This window comes from Metabacillus sp. 22489 (genome assembly GCF_052044855.1).
Lineage (GTDB): Bacteria > Bacillota > Bacilli > Bacillales > Bacillaceae > Metabacillus > Metabacillus niabensis.
Genome location: NZ_JBQENT010000032.1, coordinates 25,456 through 44,810, shown reverse-complemented (window position 1 = coordinate 44,810; position 19,355 = coordinate 25,456). Strand labels below are relative to the sequence as shown.

The following is a 19,355-nucleotide window of genomic DNA, read 5'->3' as shown; positions in this document are numbered from 1 at the left end:
AACGTAACATGAAATGGAGGATGACAAAAATGAAAAACAAAAAATTAGAATTAGTGTTTATTCTTGATAAAAGCGGTTCAATGGCAGGACTTGAAGCAGATACAATAGGTGGCTACAATTCAATGCTTAAAAAACAACAAAAGGAAGAAGGAGAAGCCTTTGTCACAACGGTATTATTCAACCATGACTATGAATTGCTTCATGACAGAATCAATGTCAAAGGGATTTCTCCCATTACGGAAGATGATTATCAAGTAGGGGGAACAACAGCACTTCTTGATGCGATTGGCTCGACTATCCAGAAAATTAGCAATGTCCAAAAAAGAACAAACGAGGAAAATCGTGCCGATAAAGTCCTTTTCGTCATTACTACCGATGGGATGGAAAATGCGAGTAGGGAGTATACAGCAAACAAAATCAAACAAATGGTGACACGGCAAAAGGAGCAATTTGGTTGGGAATTCATGTTTTTAGGTGCAAATATTGACTCGATTTCAACAGCAGAAAAATATGGGATTGATGAGGAATTCGCCGTTAATTACCATGCGGATAACAAGGGAACTCAATTAAATTATCAAGCGGTGAATGAGGCTGTGACGATGATGCGAAGTGGAAAGGAAATCGACAGAAGCTGGAAGGAGAAAATTGAACGGGATTTTAGCCAACGAAATAAGCGTTAATGATAATGATAAGTGACGGTTATATAGCCTTATGCTAAAAAAGAGAAAAGCTCATTGTAAACTGAGCTTTTCTCAATTTGTATCCGATTTTTACCCCCAAATTTCTTTAGAGATATCAACAATATATTTTAACTTCGCCCATTGCTCGTTCTCAGTTAAAATGTTTCCGTGGTGAGTTGAAGCAAATCCGCATTGCGGGCTGATGCATAGTTGCTCTAAAGGAACATATTTTGTTGCTTCTTCAACACGGGCTTTAATTGTTTCCTTGTCCTCTAGTTTACCGTGCTTTGAAGTGAAGAGACCGAGTACTACTTGTGGCCCACCGTTTGGAATATGTTGCAATGGCTCGAAATCACCAGAGCGATCATCATCATATTCAAGGAAAAATCCAGTTACTTGCTCTTTAGCAAATAACGTTGGGGCGATTTTCGCATAGCTTCCTTCAAATGCCCATGTTGAACGGTAGTTCCCACGGCAAAGGTGAGTCGTTACTACTAAATCTTCAGGTTTATCCTCTAAAACGCCATTTACAACACGTAACGCTAAGTCGATTAATTCCTCACGAGAATATCCACTATCATTAAATGGAATTTCTGGTGCATTAAGACCAGCTATGTACACATCATCTAGCTGTAAGTAACGGCAGCCTGCATCATAAAATGCTTTGATCGCATCACGGTACGTTTGAATAATATCCTTTGTATATTCTTCAATATCTGGATAAATGTCTGGATTGCGGATACCAGCATTAAATAATTGGTTTGGACTAGGAATTGTTTGTTTTGCAACAGCACGGTCGCCAACGATTTCTTTAAATTCTATAAATTCCTTTACATGTGGATGGTCTTGGTTAAATGAAATTTTTCCAATAACACGAACATCATATCTTTCCGTTTCCTTCCCATTGAATTTAAATCCATGGCTTGGAACATACCCTTCAACTCCATTTAAATGCTCAAGGAAATCGGTATGCCAAAATCTACGGCGGAATTCTCCATCTGTCACTGCTTTTAAACCAACTTCGATTTGCTTAACAACAATTTTTTTAATTTCTTCTGTTTCAATTTCGTGTAGGGCTTGTGCAGTAATTACTCCTTCTTGAAAATCCTTTCTCGCCTGATGGATTCTTTCTGGTCGTAACAAACTTCCAACATGATCTGCTCTAAATGGTGCTTTTACTAATGTTTTTGTCATTAATATCCTCTCCTTAACGAATCTTTGTTTTTTGTTTTTCTATCCGATAAAATCAAAAACCCCTCTTTTAAAAATAAAAGAGGGGTAGATAGAAAGTTTCATCTTCTCCTCTTATCTTCTAGCAAATTGCTACTGGAATTGGCACAGTTCTATAAATAGTCCGCTGCCGAGGTGTCAAAGGGCCAGTCCCTCTACCTCTCTTGATAAGAAAAAATATCAATATATTAAGTTATGACATTCAGAATATACTTAAAAACACTAATTGTCAATATTGAAAAAATATTCTGTACAAATAATTTTTTAATTCTATTTTCTAAATTTATTAAATAATGCTTGCTAAATATTATTGTAGCAGGGGATGAAGGGCATGCAAAAAATGAGTACATGGAGGTGAAATTAGCAATTAAATTTTTTAGTTTTCCATCAAAAAATAGTAGTAAAACAAATGAGTAAATAGTAAAATCAATTCACAGGAATTAGATATTTTTCACTTCAACACACTTGATTTTAGGAGGGGAAGAAACAACAATAAAACATCATCTTGTGATTAAACGTTTACATGCTTTCGTTATAAGAAACATTTTTTGTGAAAAATTCATTATTGAAGGTCGAGGAAGATTACGATGGAAACGAAAGAATTAGCTTTGAAAGAACAAACGATTTTTAATCACTTTGGTAATAAAATCCATATTATTGCTAGATTTGATGAACCATTAATTGTTATCTTAGGCAATTTTTTAAGTGATGATGAATGTGATGTACTAATTCAATTATCAAAGGATAGGCTGCAGCGCTCAAGAATAGGCGATTCTCGCGAAGTACATGAACTGAGAACAAGCAGCAGTATGTTCATTGAAGACGGACAACACGAAGTAATTACAAAAATTGAAAAAAGAATTTCCCAAATCATGAATATCCCAGTTGAACATGGCGAAGGAATTCAAGTGCTAAATTATAAGGTAGGTCAGGAGTTTAAAGCACATCTAGATTATTTTTCAGCAGCGGAAAACCCAAGAATAAGCACACTTGTCATGTATTTAAGTGATGTAGAGCAGGGAGGAGAAACATACTTTCCTAAGCTAAACCTATCTGTAAGTCCGCAAAAAGGGATGGCTGTTTACTTCGAATATTTTTATAATAACCAAATGCTTAATGAATCAACATTCCACGGAGGAGCACCTGTTATTGTTGGTGACAAATGGGCTGCTACACAATGGATGAGAAGGAAAGCGGTTAAATAAGAAGTGCATGTGATAATGTTAAGCTTTTTAACTCGAAAGTGACCGTTTTATTAAGTTAATTGTAAAATAGTATATTTAATGTTTAATGAAATTATTTGTCCTCATGAATGTTGAAAAAACAACGTTTGTGGGGATGTTTTTGTTTATAGGGAAATTAGTATATATCAATAAAATAAAAGTTTCGCGTTCGCAATACAAATTGACAAAAGAGATTAAAGACCTAATAATAGTTCAATAGACATTTATTAACAGTTATTAAAGGTGGAAAAAATGAGAAAAACGTTAAAATACATATCTATTTTTGTATGGGCAGTCCTCTTTTTATATTATTTTAATATGTTTATCCCTAAAAACATTTGGTATTTTGTCATAGGGATCCCAGCTCTTAGTATTAGTTGTTATATGTTAAATATAACCTTCGATAAAATACTCTATAAAAAAAACTAATACATAATTTTTGATGACAGATAGAATTGCTTTTTTATTATAAGATTATGTTAAAGAGTATTGTTCATTGGAACGGATACATGAGACCCCTATGTGCCAGACCCCATAGACGTCTGCTCTTAAAGCAAATCAGAGCAGTCGGCGTAAAGTGAAGATCGTAGCAACAAAGTTTAACAGATCTATGATAAAAGCAACTTCCCAATCTTTTAAATGTAAGGGGATTATTTAGACTCTGGAGGGATAGCGATGAATAGAATCGAGCTTATTCGAAATGAGGAAAAGAAATACCATGATGCTTGCTATGAAAACTATAAACTATTTCAGGAGGGCTCCTGGTTACATAAGCCTGTTAAAACGGTTTTAGATGTATTACCACAATTTGATTATAATGAGAATATGAAGGTTCTAGATTTAGGGTGTGGTGTCGGGAGAAATAGTATTCCGATAGCAGAAGCAATTAAACATAGAAACGGAAAAGTTATTTGTATAGATTTGCTTGATTCAGCATTAACGAAGCTAAAGGAATATAGTGTCAAATACAATGTTGATGACGTCATTGATATGGAAAAGGCTGATATTGGAAGCTATGAAATTAAGCAAGATGAATATGACATTATTGTTGCGGTTTCAACACTGGAGCATGTCGGTTCTGAAGAAATATTTGAAAATGTAATCAAACAGATGGCAGCAGGTACGAAGCATAACGGGGTTAACTGTTTAATTGTTAATTCAGAAGTAGAAGAAATAGATTTAGAGACAAATGAAAGACTGGATGCGCTAATGGAGGTTAATCTATTAACTGACATCATGATGTCTAAATTAACGAGCGTTTATAAAGGCTGGAAAGAAGTAAAAAGGGTGATAAAGCCACTAGAATTTACGATTACACGGAATGAAAAACCAATTTTGTTGAAAACAAACGCGATTACTTACGTTGTTAGGAAATGCTAAGAATTCGATGACTAGAAAAGGTAAGGGTATTAGAAGCCCAGAAATTCTTTCGTCCCATTCACTTATTTAAATACCCTTAATCGTTTTATTTATTATTCATATGAGTCCCATAGTACGCATTGCGAAATTCTGTTGGTGTCATGTTTTCGTATTTTTTAAAAAGCCTCATAAAATACTTCTCATCCTCTATGCCCACATGATTTGTAATGACTTTTATCGGCAGGGAAGTGCTAGATAGTAGCTCCTTCGCTTTGCTAATTTTCATGAGATTGATATATTCAACGATATTTATCCCTGTTTTCCGTTTGAAAAACCGAGAAAGATAGTCTTTATTATAATTGAATTTCTCTGCAAGCATTGTTACTGTTATTGTTTTGCTACTATTTATGCGGATCCATTCCTTCATTTTTTCGAGCTTAATATCAGCTTCTGTTTTATGCTGTTGCGTTTTCATCAGTGAACTCATTTGTTCAGTAAGCTCAATTAATAATGACGTAAGCTGAAAATGAACGGCTTGGTTTGTGTAATAAGCTGATTTGGCGATATGAAGCAGTTGTTGGCACTGGATTTGAATTCGCTCTATGCTAATTGGTGTTGAAAAAACCGGAACATATACATTTGTGTTGTTACGTTGTGAAATTGGTTGATTCCAAGCAAGAGTAATGTCACGGACGAGGTCATTTTTGCTAATAAGCTCGCTACTACCTGAACAATGAAAATGAAACCAATAGAAGGATAGATTTCCTGGGCTGATTTTGTAGCCTTGGTGTAGATGATTTGGAAGCAAGAGCAAGACATCTCCAGGGTTCACCTTATATTGGGTTTCATCTTGTTGGATATATAAAGTTTGATCAATACCAATGATAAGTTCATAGCTGTTGATTACCCGTTTTGAGTGTATCCAAGGTTCATCAGAGTGGAATAGTCCCCCAGATATGTATTCTAATGGTTGATGTATATCTGCTTTTAATATATCCATCTACCAAACTCCTTATCGTTAATAACCTAAGTGTAAAATGAGAAGGTCAATTTTGTCCACCTTTTGTTTACTTAGCGCTACCGACTAACTCTTTCTTGCATGTTATTCTAATCATTAGATATGTAAATCAATGCCTTTAAAAATCGTTTGGAGGAGATCCATATGAAAAAAACTATTGCTCAAAACAAGGTGAAGATAACAGACAGCTTTTGGAGTCATTATTTAGAGGTTGTTAGGGAGCAAGTGATTCCATATCAATGGGAGGCATTAAATGATAGGATACCAGGTGCCGCACCAAGTCATGCTATCGAAAATTTTCGCATTGCAGCAGGTGAAACAGAAGGTGAATATTATGGGATGGTGTTCCAGGATAGTGATGTTGCGAAGTGGTTGGAAGCGGTTGCATATAGTTTGGAAAATCATCCAGACGAAGAACTTGAACAAACAGCCGATCAAGTCATTGCATTACTAGGTAGAGCACAACAGGAAGATGGATATCTGAATACTTATTATACGGTAAAGGAACCTACGAAGCGCTGGTCAAATTTACGTGACAATCATGAATTATATTGTGCAGGTCACTTAATTGAGGCCGCTGTAGCGTATTATCGGACAACAGGTAAGCGAGAGTTTCTCGATATTATGTCACGTTATGCTGACTATATTGATACTGTTTTGGGTAAGGAAGAGGGGAAATTAAAAGGATATCCAGGACACCAGGAAATTGAGCTAGCTCTTGTCAAATTATATGAAGTAACCAATAATGACAAGTATTTGAATCTAAGCAAATATTTTATCGATGAACGAGGCAACTCTCCTCATTATTTTGATATTGAGAAAGCAAAACGAGAGGATGCCAACCCGTTTTGGTTCAATAATCAATATACGTATCATCAAGCACATCTACCTGTACGTGAACAAAAGGTTGCTGTTGGTCATTCAGTTCGTGCTACATATATGTATACAGCAATGGCAGATCTTGCAGTGAAAACAGGTGATGAATCATTAAAGTCTGCATGTGAAGCACTTTGGGAAAATGTCACTGAAAAGCAAATGTATATTACAGGTGGTATTGGTTCGATGGAATTTGGTGAAGCATTTTCATATGATTACGATTTACCGAATGACCTCTCCTATACAGAAACTTGTGCATCCATTGCATTAGTATTTTGGGCAAAATCAATGCTAAATTTAGAAGTAAATCGGCATTATGCAGATGTGATGGAGACGGCTTTATATAATGGGACAATAAGTGGTATGGATTTAGATGGGCAAAAGTTCTTTTATGTTAATCCACTTGAAGTAGTACCTAAAGCATGTGAAATCCGTCGCGACAAAAAGCATATAAAACCTGTAAGACAGCCTTGGTTTGCTTGTGCTTGTTGTCCTCCGAAGTTAGCGAGATTAGTTTCTTCAATCGGGCATTATATTTATGGACAGAACGATTCACATGTCTACGTTCATTTATATATGGGAAATGAAACAAATTTGGAGGTTGCTGGCAAACAAGTTACAATCTCACAAAAAACAAATTATCCTTGGGATGGAAATGTTGTAATTAAAATCAATCCAGAAGAAGAACATACTTTTACTCTAGCAGTAAGGATGCCTGGCTGGGCAAAAAAAGGAACCGTCATGGTGAATGGAGAATTGATTGATTATGTTCCTTTGATGGATAAGGGATATGTCTATATAAGTAGAGTCTGGAAACGAGGAGATAAGATAGAGCTTTCCTTTCCAATGGATATAACGCGAATTCAAGCGAGTCCATTTGTCCGACAAAATGTTGGAAAGGTTGCGATACAGCGTGGCCCTATCGTTTATTGTTTAGAGCAAGTCGATAATGGTGACAACCTTCATAGTATTCTATTGCCAAGGGATACAGAATTAAGGGCAGAGTTTGCAGCAAATTTACTAAATGGAGTTGTTGTGATAACAGGTGAGGCAGAGAAAATTGTAGAATCTGCTTGGGGCAACAAATTGTATCGTCCGGTATCAGAGGATACAACACGGGTTCAAATTAAAGCAATCCCTTATTATGCTTGGTGTAACCGAGAACCAGGTGAAATGATTGTTTGGATTAATGAGAAGAGATAATGAAATAAATTGGAAGAATAGAGACGAAAGAGGATGACTCAAAAAGGGACCCTCCAACAAACACAGGTATATAGTAACTAACCTCATGATTAGTCTATATATTATGTTTGAGGGGCTGAACCTTTGCTTTGAGCCACCCTCTTTTTGAGCCTTGAAAAATGTATTTCCATACATCTATTTTTCAGGACTAGAGATCGTTTACCTTGAACTTATTGGTTTAATACTAGTTAGACATATACATGAATTATTGAAATATTCTAGGAGGTAATTGCTTGACAATTCGCTTTGAAATACAAAAAAACTTTAACGTATCACAGCAAACAACCTATTCTAGTTTGCTTGATCTGGATGCTGCTAAGCACTGGATGCAAGGTTTTGTTGGTATCGAGCGCTTGGATGGTGGACCAATAAAGGTGGGAAGCCAGTGGAGGGAAACTAGGAAAATGTTCGGGAAGGAAGCAACTGAACATTTCGAGGTTATCGAACTTGAGGAACCAAATAAAATTGTCCTTTGCTGTGATGGTGCGAAAGGAACGACAGGCAAAGGTCTGTTTGTGTTTACCTATATCATTACTTCGTCAGGGAACGAATCAAACGTAGTATTACACGGTGAGATAAAAGGACTTAGCGGTTTAACGAAATTATTTGGAAAAGTGATCGCTGGATCCTTTAAAAAGGCGTGTGAAAAAGATTTGGATGCACTAAAAGCTTATTTGGAAAATGAGTGAAGCCTCCGAATGATTATGTATCGTATATGATTAATAAGAGAAGCTTCAAATTCTAAGTCACCATTACTGGTGGCTATTTTATTTGAATGGAACTGTACGTTTATCAATATTTAAGTTCCCTATTAAACTTTACATGTGCGTACATGGGCTAGGTAATTGGTATCAATAATATTAATGGAATAAGATTGAGTAATGGTAAGCAGTAACATAGATTTATCAAGGTATTTTGGCAGGGTTAGAAAAACAGAGGAATTCTGTTGGAAAAATAATAGATAACGATTATAATAGTTGTAAGTACATGTTTCTGTTTGCGGATCTTAAAATCCGCAAACAAGTTAAATGTTTTTATGATTAAAGTTGTACTTACCTCTATCATTCTAGCAAAGGAGAGCATCTATGAAACGAAACGAGAGTAATATTTCATATAACGACCGTATCATTGCTCATTATTATTTTGATGATCCTGAAAATATCGGAAAAGACAGCTCAGGGAGTGGAAATGATGCCATAACAGAGGGAGTAACAAGCCCTATCGTTGAAACAGTAGGCGGCAGAACAGCTGTTACGCTTGCCGGTGGAAAAAATGGCACTTCTTATTTAAAGCTTCCTTCTGGTTTACTCAAGGATATTAACGACAATACGGGGATTACGGTTAGTACATGGGTTTACTTGAAAAAGGGTACGAATGTTTGGGAAAGAATTTTTGATTTTGGTAAAGGGTCAGCAGGCCCATACCTTTTTCTAACAAGAAATTTACGGGGCACATGTTTTGCTGGAGCTGATCTTGTTGCAGATACTGGGAGAACGTATTCCTCAGGTGAATGGATTCATGTTGCCATGTCTGTTACTGGTACAGAAGGTGGGACGTTAAGCAGTGCAGGTCCTGTTATTTATGTGAACGGTGAAGTAGCTGCAGACGGTTCGATTAGTCAAACTTCAAGCGGAACGTATGCAAAGCTTCGCAGTTGGTTTGAAACATTCGAGGATCCATCTAATTACAGTTATAATTACATAGGAAGATCACAGCATGAAGCAGATGCGGATTTTAACGGTTCCATATCTGACTTCCGGATTTATAAAGCAGGGTTTACGCAGGACGAGATTATTGAGGTGATGTGTGAATCATTAACAGATGCTGAAATTGTTCAGCTTGCGAAGGATAAATATTTATCTTTTCCGATTACGATCGTCTCAAATGATCTGTCATTGCCATCCTCGCTTATGGGAGGAAAGGTCGAGCTATCTTGGAAGTCGAGTGATCCCGTATCGTTATCGAATGATGGAATAGTAGGTGAAATCAGCAACCCTAAAGGTGTTACACTAACAGCTATTTTAAGCAAGGGAGACTATACTACAGAAAAGGAATTTACAGTATCTGTCCTTCCTAAAGAGCTTCCATCTCATCTGTTAACAATTGACGGAAGCAACGAAGTGTTAGATATTAGCGAGACGTTATACGGACTATTTTATGAAGACATTAACAATGCAGCGGACGGTGGAATATATGCAGAGCTTGTGCAAAACCGTTCCTTCGAATCATTCGTCTTTGATACGTATTCCCACGCTTCTGGGGAATGTGGCTGTTCAACAGGAAGAAACCATGAACCGTTACACGCATGGTTTGGTGATATTGATAAAGTAACCGTTAACAATACTGGTGGATTGAATGAATTTTTTGGTATCTCAGATCAAGACGTTAATTCTCATTATATAACTGCACCTGACAGAAGCACGATAATCAATAAAGGGTTTACCGATTCGAATCATCATTGTGCCATGTTTATTAAACAAGGTGACCGCTACGATTTTACGATCTGGGCAAAGGCAGAATCCGCAGGCAAAATCACATTACAATTACAAAATCAAGATGGTGAGCCAATAAGCGATACACAGACCGTACAAGTTGAAGGTGGAAACAGCTGGAAAAAATACGGTGTTGATTCAAAGATTGTCTTAACTGGAACGAAAACGTCACTTGGTCAGCTTATTTTAACCTTTAACGGTGAAATCTCAATCGATATGGTTTCATTAATGCCACAGGATGTCTGGGGTGTAAATGAGGAAGAAAGATCAGAAACAGCCCATGCAAATTATAAAGGAAATCCAAACTATCGTTTAAGAAAGGATTTAGTTCATGCGCTTGTAGACCTGCATCCAACTTTCCTTCGTTTCCCTGGTGGCTGTATTTCAGAAGGCTCCTATATTTGGGATAATGTCTACGAATGGAAGGATTCTGTAGGGGATATCGAAATTCGTAAAGAAAACTTTAATGTATGGGGTTACATGATGACGATGGGATTAGGCTATATGGAATATTTCCAATTAGCTGAAGACCTAAATGCAACACCTCTTCCTGTTATGGCTTGTGGTGTACTCTGTCAGGCGCGTTCAGATTATGTCAATCCGGCAGGTGGAGAGCTAAGAGAGCACTTTGTTAAAAGCTTTACTGATTTAATTGATTTTGCGATAAGCACTGACTTTGAACATAATGAGTGGGCTGCTTTGCGTAAAAAGATGGGCCATGAAGCACCGTTCGACCTACACTATTTAGGTGTCGGTAATGAAAACTGGGGTACTGAGTTTTTTGCAAACTTTGAATACTTTAAAGCTGCGATTGACGAATATATGGACAAGCATTATCCGGGCTATGTGCTTCATATCATTTCAACAGTTGGTGCACAAGCGGATGATGACGCATATCAGGAAGGCTGGAAGTTCTTAAGTGGAAACCTAGCAGAGCCTGCTACTGTAAGCTTTACTGACGGTAAGACAGTGACAGAAGAGGTCGTTACTTGGTATGAAAAGCAAGCGAACTACATGGATACGATTGCTGATGAGCACTACTACCGTTCAAATGAATATTTGTTAAACAATGCTGATAGATATAACTATTATTACAGAGCATATCAGCCTGACGGAAGCTTAGATGAAAAAGAAACTTCCAAGGTGTTCGTTGGCGAATTTGCTTCAACAGATAAGAATACATTAGCTGGTGCGATTGCTGAAGCAGCGATTATGACAGGCTTTGAACGAAATTCTGATGTCGTTAGATTAGCAGCTTATGCACCGTTATTTAACAAGGTCTTAACTGATGGAACGTACCGCTGGACACCAGATTTAATTTGGTTCGACGATGAAACGGTTTGGTACACACCAAATTATTATGTACAGCATCTTTTTGCAAAATATCTTGGTAAGAAATTGTTAGGGACGTCATTTTCCATTTACAGAAATGGTCATCTTACAGAGCTTACTCCGCGAGGCGGAATCGAAATTGCGGCAGGTAATGCAGAAATTCATGTTAAGCAAGTGAAGGTAATTGAAAATATAACGGGTACAGTGCTTTTCGAACAGGACTTCACAAAGGAACTGAGCTCAGAATGGAAGGTTATCCCAGGATCTGTGGGATATACAATAGATCCGGAAAAGGGGCTTGTCTTACAGGCGCAAAACGGTGGTTTAAACGGATTATATATAATGAATGATAGCTGGATGAACTATAAAGTTGAAGTTACAGCGACAAAAGTATCAGGTAATGACGGCTTTTATGTTGGTGTAGGTTTGACAAATATTTCACCAGAGAAAAAGGAAGTTCTCGAATATGCAATAGGATATAACGGAAATGCGACTGGTGTAAAGGTATATAAAGAAGGTGTTCAAGGCTACATGCTAGGTGATTACTCATCAAGTACAGCTGCAGGCAATTTGCGTACAAGCTGCTATGAGGTACTAGCTGACAATACACCATATACGATCTCAGTCAATTTTGGTGGAGAATCTGGAAATCGTCTTATCTGTTCTTATACAGATGGTGCTTTTACAAGCAAAGTATTGGATTATAAGCTTGAAGCGTATAACCGGGACATTTTTAACTCTGTAACAAAGGATGAAAAACACGTCTATGTAAAGCTTGTTAATGCAGATCCATTCGAAAAAACAACGAAAGTTTCGTTAAAAGATTTAAATGTAGCTACTAAAGCGAAACTGATTACGGTAACCGGTGATGAATCACTCGTCCATACATCAAATGTCAATAAAAAGAACGCTGAGCTAATTGTTCCATCAGAAAAAGAAATTAAGCTTGATGACAATTGTGCAATTATTCCTTTATCGGCTAATTCAGTGAATATTATTGTTTTGGATTTAAAATAAGGATTTTACGGGACATGTTTGTGAAAGCAAGCATGTCCTTGTTATCTATCAAGGTGTGAAGCGATATGTTAGATTTGTAGATAATGGTGATTTAATAAATCAATGGAAATAAACACAAGAGAAAGGAAGAGTAGGATGCAAGCGTATTTATTTGTCCATTTTCGAGAAAAGTCGACTCCAGATGGTGAGCAGGTATATTTTGGGCTAAGCAAGGATGGCTACCATTGGGAAGAAGTAAATGATGGCCGGCCAATCCTATGGGCTTATTATGGAGACAAAGGTGTAAGAGATTTTACAATTATCCGCGCCAACAAAGATAAAAAGTTTTATATTTTTGCAACAGACTTAAGTCTTGCTTACGGTATGCGCAATCAATACAACAACTCCTGGGAAGAAATCGCAAAAAAGGGAAGCAAGTGTTTTTCTGTATGGGAATCTGATAACTTGGTAGATTGGTCAGAGCAACGGCTTGTGAAAATAGGCAACGAGGATTTCGGCTGTATGTGGGCCCCGGATATTATTTATGACCAAGAGCAGGATGACTATGTACTTCATTGGTCATCACCTCATAAGCATAATGATTTTGGCTGGAAGGGAATTTACTATAGCCGAACTAAGGATTTTGTTCAGTTTACCGAGCCTAAAGCATTGTATCAGAAGGAAGATAGTGGTGTGATTGATTCTGCTATTTATGAGGAAAATGGCAGTTATTATATGTTTGTAAAAAGTGAAGACAAGCCGGCAAAAATCGTGCTTATGAAGGCTGAGAAAGTAACCGGACCTTACACTCGTGTTGAAAACTTTGATAAAAGTATGGAGTCATTGGAGGCGGGACTTTATGAAGCGCCAACAGCAGTCCGGCTTGTGGATGGAAAATGGTGCTTGTTCCTTGACTTTTACGGTGTGCCTGGCGCGGGGCAGGGGTATGTTCCATTTATTGCAGATAGTCTTTCGGAAGGGAATTTTGTTCGCTCTGATCAGGCATTTGAGTTTCCATATGGATTTAAGCATGGAACGATTTTGACGATTACGATGGAAGAATACGAACGGATAAAAAATCATAAGTGGGAAGAGTAATGGTTAGCAATTGAATTGACAAGAACAAATAAGAATATCGTTTTTTTATGGCTCTGTTAAACCTAGTAAACAAGTGTACTCTTAGTCTCGTTTAACAGAGCCAATTTTTTAAAAATTACATTTGAAATGGTAAAGCTAGTAAAATAAGTAGGAAGCCATTTTTTATTGTTTCATTCTAAAATGGATTTGTTCTATTTTGTTCGTTATTATACAGTATCGATATTGAATTTTATTTGTTAAATCAACCAAGCTTAAGTATTGATGAAAGCCTGCCCCTGTATCAATTCCTAATTTGCGTTCATGATGCCATAGCTCCCCAAGGTTTTTTCCGAATTTAAATGTTGGGGTATGACCAAAAACAACCGTTTGAGGTAAGAGATGCTGTTCTGAAAAAAATGGCTCGCGTATTGTTAGTAAATCATCCTGACATTGCTCTGTTATACCTCTATGTGGATGTATACCTGCGTGTACGAATAAAAATTGATCCGTCATAATATATAAAGGCAATTGTTTAATAAATGTATCAATTTCCGTGCTGAAAATTTTCCTTTTCTCTTGTAGATAATTATGCTCATGGTTACCTAATATCGCCTTAGCACCGTTTTTTACTAGCTCCATGACTAGCTCAAGGACTAATGTGCTATCGGGCCCTTTGTCAATATAATCCCCACATAAATAAAGCTTATCTTGAAAGCAATCATATTTTGCCGCTTGTAATAATGAGGATAAAGCTTGTACATGACCATGTATATCTGATATCGCCAAAATTCTCAATGTATAATGCCTCATTCCTTAACTTTCTTTATAAATCCAAGCTTTTTCTGCATGGATTTCCACCCATACTTTGTCACCTTTTTCGTAAATCTTGTCTGTCAGAGAGGTGACAGACCCCTCATTGGTTTCGATGATTAATCGCCATTTTTCTCCTTCATAAACGATATGACTGATAACACCAGCAAACGAATTATCAACATGTTGACGATGAATGGTTGTCGTTTCGGTACCTGTGACTAGAACACATCGTTCGTCCTTTTCAAGTTGTCCTTTAGCGCGGACAATGTAATCGCCAATTTTAATGGAATTGCTGCTGTGGGCAATCCCGTTTACACGATTTGTCATCCCTAGCAAGCCCGCAACCCAAAGTGAGGCAGGATTGCCGCGAACCTCATGGGGAGTGCCAAATTGTTCAATATGACCGTTTCGTAAAATTAAGATTTTATCTGCTAAAGCATATGCTTCGAGTGGGTCATGTGTAACGTGTAAAGCAGTCGTTTTAAATTCCTTCAATAATTTTGAAAGCTCATTACGCATTTCAAACTTTAGCTGCATATCTAAATTTGATAGAGGCTCATCAAGTAAGAGTAATTTCGGCTCAGTAGCTAAAGCCCGGGCAATCGCAACACGCTGCTGCTGTCCGCCGGAAAGCTCGCTCGGATAACGGCCTTCAAGCCCTTGTAATTGCAATAAATCAAGTAAAAATTGTACCTTTGCATTACGTTTTTCTTTTGGCTTTTTCTGCATTTTTAGCCCGTATCCAATATTTTTTTCAACCGTTAAATGGGGCCATAAAGCATAATCTTGAAATACCATATTAATTCCTCTCGTTTCAGGTGAGGCGGAATATTTTTTTGATGAGATTACTTGATCGTTTAAACGAATTTCTCCATCATTTAAATCCTGTAATCCAGCAACGATTTGCAAAAGGGTCGATTTACCACAGCCAGACGGTCCTAATATCGAAAGAACTTCTCCTTCCTTCATCGTAAATGAGATATTTTCTAAAACTTTTTGCTGATTATACTTCTTTGATACGTTCTGTACGATTAATGACATGTTTTCTCTCCTTTTTTCCTAGCGCGGCTAACCATGTGAAGCCTTTCTCGATAAACCATTTAAATGCCATCATAATGACGATAACAAGCGATCCACTAATGATTGTTGCAGCTGTTGCATAGCCGTAATTTAAATCCTCGAATGCTTTATTAATTGCAACCGGTAATGTTATATAGTTTGGAGGGTAGAGAATCGATGTTATCGCTAAATCAAAAATACTTGTCCCAAATGCAGTTAGGCCTGCTGTTAATAGCGAGGAACGCAGTAATGGAATTAAAATCGACTGCATTCTTTTGAAAAAACCAGCACCTTGCAAGGCAGCGGCGTTTAACTGTGATGGGGGAATTTTCGTCACAGCCCCAATCATCAGACGTGCAGCAATCGGGATCGCTCCAGCAACACTTGCTAGCACTAAAATCGCAGGTGTGCCGTATAGCTTTAAATGAATTGCTTCCAAAAATTGCTGATTCCAAATAAAAATATAGCCGATCCCTAGGACAACACCAGGGACAGCTAATGAGATGACAGAAATGGAGTCAATCCATTTTCGGTATTTAAAGTCAGTAAAAACTAAGACATAGCCAATTAACATGCCAATGATTAAGCCTAAAATTCCTGCTAATAAAGCAATTGATATTGAGTTGAAAAATCCTTCAAGAGTTGCAGACTCAACACTGAAAAATTGTTGATAATGACGAAACGTAAAGTTATTTAATGAAATGCCATTCCCTAACGTATCCATGAATGAAACAACGATACTGCTTCCAATAGGAATTCCAAGCATGATAATTAAACAACATACGACAAAGCCATCGAATAACCAGCCAAATCGTACCTTCATTGCATTTTTACGAATGCTTTGGCCTGAAATATATGAATAGGAACCTTTTCGCAAAGCCCATAATTGAATGGCCATAACAATAAAAATAATCAAGACTAAGTAAAACGATAAAACGCCAGCCATATCAAATCGAATCGGTGCTGTATAAAGCGCTGAATAAATCGAATACGATAATGTCGGGAAACTATATACAGCAGCTAATGAAGCAGGTAAGCCGAAATCACCAATCGCATCCATAAAAATTAAAGCAGCACCCGAAAGTAAGCTAGGCATTAATAATGGAATTTGGACGGTAGTAATTGAATTCCAGCTGTTTGCACCGTTTAAACGTGCTGCAGCTATTAAGTTATTCATATTCCACTCTAACGCAGCAGTAACCGCTAAATAAGCATATGGAAATTTACATAACGTCATAATAAAGATGAGACCAATTGGGTGGAAAATAAAGGATGGCACCCATTCAAGTCCAAAAAACGTGACGGCAATACCTTTTCCACTGGCAAATAAAACCCAGCCCTGTGCAATAATAAAAGAAGGCATAATAAGCAATGCCCATGCAGTAAAATCTAAGATGATCCGACTTTTTAAATGATAGGTCGAGCGTAATATGGCAAGCATTGTGCCAAGAAGGGTACCGAACACTGTTGTTCCAGCGGCAAGCAACAATGAATTTGTTAATGATTTACTCCACAATTTTCTTTCGAAGATGTCAAACACTAAGCCAAAGCCTGCGAAATTTAATTCACCAAAAAAAATACCTGGTAAAAAAATTTGTATCAGTACAGCTAGAAGTGGTAAGACAATTAATAAAACTAGCAATAATAAAACGCCCCACCCTAAAAGAGTAGGGGCAGTTCGTTTATTTAGAAGCATGCGCGGCATTGCTTTACCTCCTAATTATTGAACAGATTGATCTGAAAACCATGTTTTAATTTCCGCTTCATTTTCAGCAGCTTTAGCGGGGTCTGCAATTAATAAAGGTGCTTCTTTATCACGGTCATCCGGGCTTTCAACATCTTTAACAGAAGAAGTAAAATAACCTTCAGTACCACCATTGATCATTTCTTTTTGTGTTTCATATTCTAATAGGAAATTAATAAATGCTCGAGCAGCTTCTTCATTGTCTGTTTCACTGCTAATCGCTGCGTAACGAACAGATGCTGGAGCACCTTCCTCTGGCCAGATAATTTCCACTGGCTCTCCATCCTGAACCATTTTATATGCGTTAGATTCTTGGAGGGCAGCTACTTTGATTTCTCCACTTAATAATGCTTCTACTACATTTGGGTTTTTAGGATATACTTTCGTGCCATTTTCAAATAGCTTCGTAAAATATTCCTTTCCAGCGTCCATACCTTGTTCCTCAAAAAACCATGCGACAAATGGATAAGCAGGTGCTGCAACAGCCGGATCTGCCATACCGACAGAATCCTTAAAACGCTCGTCCGTTAAATCTTCCCAAGTCTTTGGTGCTTCTTCAGCTGTAATTTCGTTCGTATTATAGACAATTACTCCCGCAGCATGAGCGCCAGTAGGATAATAGGCATCGGTTTTCGGCAATAATTCCTTTCCAAAGTCATTTAAATTTGCTTTATTTTCTAAATCAAGGTTCTGCTTAAACATCCCTTCATCATCCCATCTTGAAAAGGATGCTTGACCATCCATCCAAACTACATCCCAGTTTGGATTTGATTTTTCTGATTCGATTCGCGATTGAATTTCTGCACCGTTGCCGACAACGATTTCCACATCATAGTCTGTAGCTTCTTCAAACAATGGCTCAATCATTTCATCAAAGTCATTAACATAAACAGTTAATACGTCATTTTCCTTCGTCGTCTTGGAACTTGTGCTACCTGCTGTCTTTTCCGTTTCATTTCCTGAACATGCTGATAATGCTAATGTTGCTGCAAATAATAACGCGATTTTTTTCATGAACTAACGACTCCCTTTAACCATGTATTGTTTACATCATCAAGAATAACCAATGAATATGAAGAAATTTGTAGGAGATTGTAAAGATAGTGTTAAATAAAATCTTAATATATTGATAATTAGAAAGATTTTATCTATATTTTAGTGGAGGGAGGTGGCGGAAATGAATATTCAACAATTAAAAATATTTATTGCCATCGTTGAGCATCGTAAATTAAGTTTAGCAGCAGAAAAATTACAGCTAACACAGCCGACATTAACATTTCATTTAAAGGCTTTACAGCAAACGCTTGGAACATCATTATTTGAAGAGCATTTACCACATCGGTGGATTTTAAATAAGGCAGGGAAAATTTTATATCCTTATGCAAAGCAAATGATTCAATTGCAAACGAATGCTGTTCAAGAAATCACACACTTAAATGAATTTCAGCGCACACTGTTAAAAATCGGTGCAAGTGAAACGACAGCTACATATATTTTGCCCTCATATTTAGCTACGTTCCAAAAACATCATGAGGATTATAAAATATCGTTAACTGTTCAAAAAGCTCCAACAATATTAGAAAAAATTAAGAAATATGAATTGCAAATAGCGATTATTGCACATGGACCGATAGAGGACGATGAATTATATGTCCTCCCGTTAGCTGAAGATCCATTAGTCATTGCTGTGGAGCCAAATCATCCTTTAGCTGCAATTAAACAACTGAAAGTAGAAGATCTGTTACCTTATCCATTTTTATTACATGAACAGCAATCAACAAGCTACCGTTTAGCAAAGGAGTGGATGGATTCACACAGCATTCCGTTAAATATCACAATGGAGATAGGTTCGATTCAAGCACTAAAGGAAGCGGCGGAAGCAGGTATTGGGGCAGCAATCTTACCAAAGCTTAGTCTTGAAAAGGAGCTTATCCAAAATCGTTTAGTTGCACTGCCGTTACCACAATATACGAACAAGAGGTTCATCTATAGTGTTCAACATAAAGAACATCTGTTTGAAAACACTATTTATAATACGTTTATCCAATTTATTCATCAAAAACTAGCGAATTAGTAGAGGGATGTCCTGTAGAAAATTTATTTTTTAGTACATAGTAGAGTGACAATCAATTTTTTTGTACATTTAATTTGTATGGTAGGTAACAAGCAGATCTATATAATTTCTAAGTCTTGTTCAGCTTAGGTTTTGATAGA

14 protein-coding genes and 1 riboswitch are annotated in these 19,355 nt (G+C 37.1%); of the genes, 8 read left to right on the top strand and 6 right to left on the bottom strand.

What is annotated here, in order from left to right; all coding sequences use genetic code 11:
• The first annotated feature begins 29 nt into the window (after positions 1-29).
• Positions 30-680 carry a vWA domain-containing protein gene (locus tag ACTJJ9_RS17440; RefSeq protein WP_145582108.1) on the top strand — a complete coding sequence of 217 codons (651 nt, stop codon included), beginning with the start codon at positions 30-32 and terminating at the stop codon, positions 678-680.
• Positions 681-770: 90 nt separating this feature from the next.
• On the opposite strand, the gene ACTJJ9_RS17435 is transcribed toward ACTJJ9_RS17440, so the two are convergent.
• Complete coding sequence (locus tag ACTJJ9_RS17435) at positions 771-1,874, bottom strand: 5-methyltetrahydropteroyltriglutamate--homocysteine S-methyltransferase (RefSeq protein WP_145582109.1); 1,104 nt, start codon at positions 1,872-1,874, stop codon at positions 771-773.
• 108 nt (positions 1,875-1,982) lie between these two features.
• Positions 1,983-2,084: riboswitch (SAM riboswitch) on the bottom strand.
• 413 nt (positions 2,085-2,497) lie between these two features.
• On the opposite strand from ACTJJ9_RS17435, the gene ACTJJ9_RS17430 reads away from it, so the two are divergent.
• On the top strand, positions 2,498-3,115 hold the full coding sequence (locus ACTJJ9_RS17430) for a 2OG-Fe(II) oxygenase (protein ID WP_440768780.1): 618 nt from the start codon (positions 2,498-2,500) through the stop codon (positions 3,113-3,115).
• Positions 3,116-3,808: 693 nt separating this feature from the next.
• Positions 3,809-4,513: a class I SAM-dependent methyltransferase gene (locus ACTJJ9_RS17425; RefSeq protein ID WP_145582111.1), complete on the top strand. Its 705-nt coding sequence runs from the start codon at positions 3,809-3,811 to the stop codon at positions 4,511-4,513.
• An 85-nt stretch (positions 4,514-4,598) separates the two neighbouring features.
• On the opposite strand, the gene ACTJJ9_RS17420 is transcribed toward ACTJJ9_RS17425, so the two are convergent.
• Complete coding sequence (locus tag ACTJJ9_RS17420) at positions 4,599-5,492, bottom strand: AraC family transcriptional regulator (protein ID WP_145582112.1); 894 nt, start codon at positions 5,490-5,492, stop codon at positions 4,599-4,601.
• Positions 5,493-5,654: 162 nt separating this feature from the next.
• On the opposite strand from ACTJJ9_RS17420, the gene ACTJJ9_RS17415 reads away from it, so the two are divergent.
• The 4 genes from ACTJJ9_RS17415 (at position 5,655) to ACTJJ9_RS17400 (ending at position 13,546) form a co-directional block, all read left to right on the top strand.
• Positions 5,655-7,589, top strand: a complete 1,935-nt coding sequence (locus tag ACTJJ9_RS17415) for a beta-L-arabinofuranosidase domain-containing protein (protein WP_145582113.1) — start codon at positions 5,655-5,657, stop codon at positions 7,587-7,589.
• 272 nt (positions 7,590-7,861) lie between these two features.
• Entirely contained in the window at positions 7,862-8,317 is a 456-nt protein-coding gene (locus ACTJJ9_RS17410; RefSeq protein ID WP_145582114.1) for an SRPBCC family protein, read from the top strand.
• 396 nt (positions 8,318-8,713) lie between these two features.
• Positions 8,714-12,469 carry an alpha-L-arabinofuranosidase C-terminal domain-containing protein gene (locus tag ACTJJ9_RS17405; protein ID WP_440768779.1) on the top strand — a complete coding sequence of 1,252 codons (3,756 nt, stop codon included), beginning with the start codon at positions 8,714-8,716 and terminating at the stop codon, positions 12,467-12,469.
• A 135-nt stretch (positions 12,470-12,604) separates the two neighbouring features.
• A complete protein-coding gene (locus ACTJJ9_RS17400; protein ID WP_095300200.1) occupies positions 12,605-13,546 on the top strand; it encodes a glycoside hydrolase family 43 protein in 942 nt (313 codons plus the stop codon).
• A gap of 162 nt (positions 13,547-13,708) precedes the next feature.
• Here ACTJJ9_RS17400 and ACTJJ9_RS17395 read toward each other — a convergent pair whose 3' ends face one another.
• From ACTJJ9_RS17395 to ACTJJ9_RS17380, 4 genes are read right to left on the bottom strand one after another with little or no spacing between them, the layout of a single operon-like run.
• Positions 13,709-14,335 (bottom strand): metallophosphoesterase, encoded by a 627-nt coding sequence (locus ACTJJ9_RS17395; protein ID WP_145582116.1) that lies wholly within the window; start codon positions 14,333-14,335, stop codon positions 13,709-13,711.
• A gap of 3 nt (positions 14,336-14,338) precedes the next feature.
• Entirely contained in the window at positions 14,339-15,379 is a 1,041-nt protein-coding gene (locus ACTJJ9_RS17390; RefSeq protein ID WP_145582117.1) for an ABC transporter ATP-binding protein, read from the bottom strand.
• Entirely contained in the window at positions 15,342-17,102 is a 1,761-nt protein-coding gene (locus ACTJJ9_RS17385) for an ABC transporter permease (protein WP_255451892.1), read from the bottom strand. The genes ACTJJ9_RS17390 and ACTJJ9_RS17385 overlap by 38 nt, the downstream gene beginning before the upstream one ends.
• 15 nt (positions 17,103-17,117) lie before the next feature.
• The gene (locus tag ACTJJ9_RS17380) at positions 17,118-18,155 is read right to left on the bottom strand and encodes an extracellular solute-binding protein (protein WP_145582118.1); all 1,038 of its coding nucleotides are present in this window, start codon (positions 18,153-18,155) and stop codon (positions 17,118-17,120) included.
• Between the two features lie 163 nt (positions 18,156-18,318).
• On the opposite strand from ACTJJ9_RS17380, the gene ACTJJ9_RS17375 reads away from it, so the two are divergent.
• Entirely contained in the window at positions 18,319-19,215 is an 897-nt protein-coding gene (locus ACTJJ9_RS17375) for a LysR family transcriptional regulator (RefSeq protein WP_145582119.1), read from the top strand.
• The last annotated feature ends 140 nt before the right edge of the window (positions 19,216-19,355 follow it).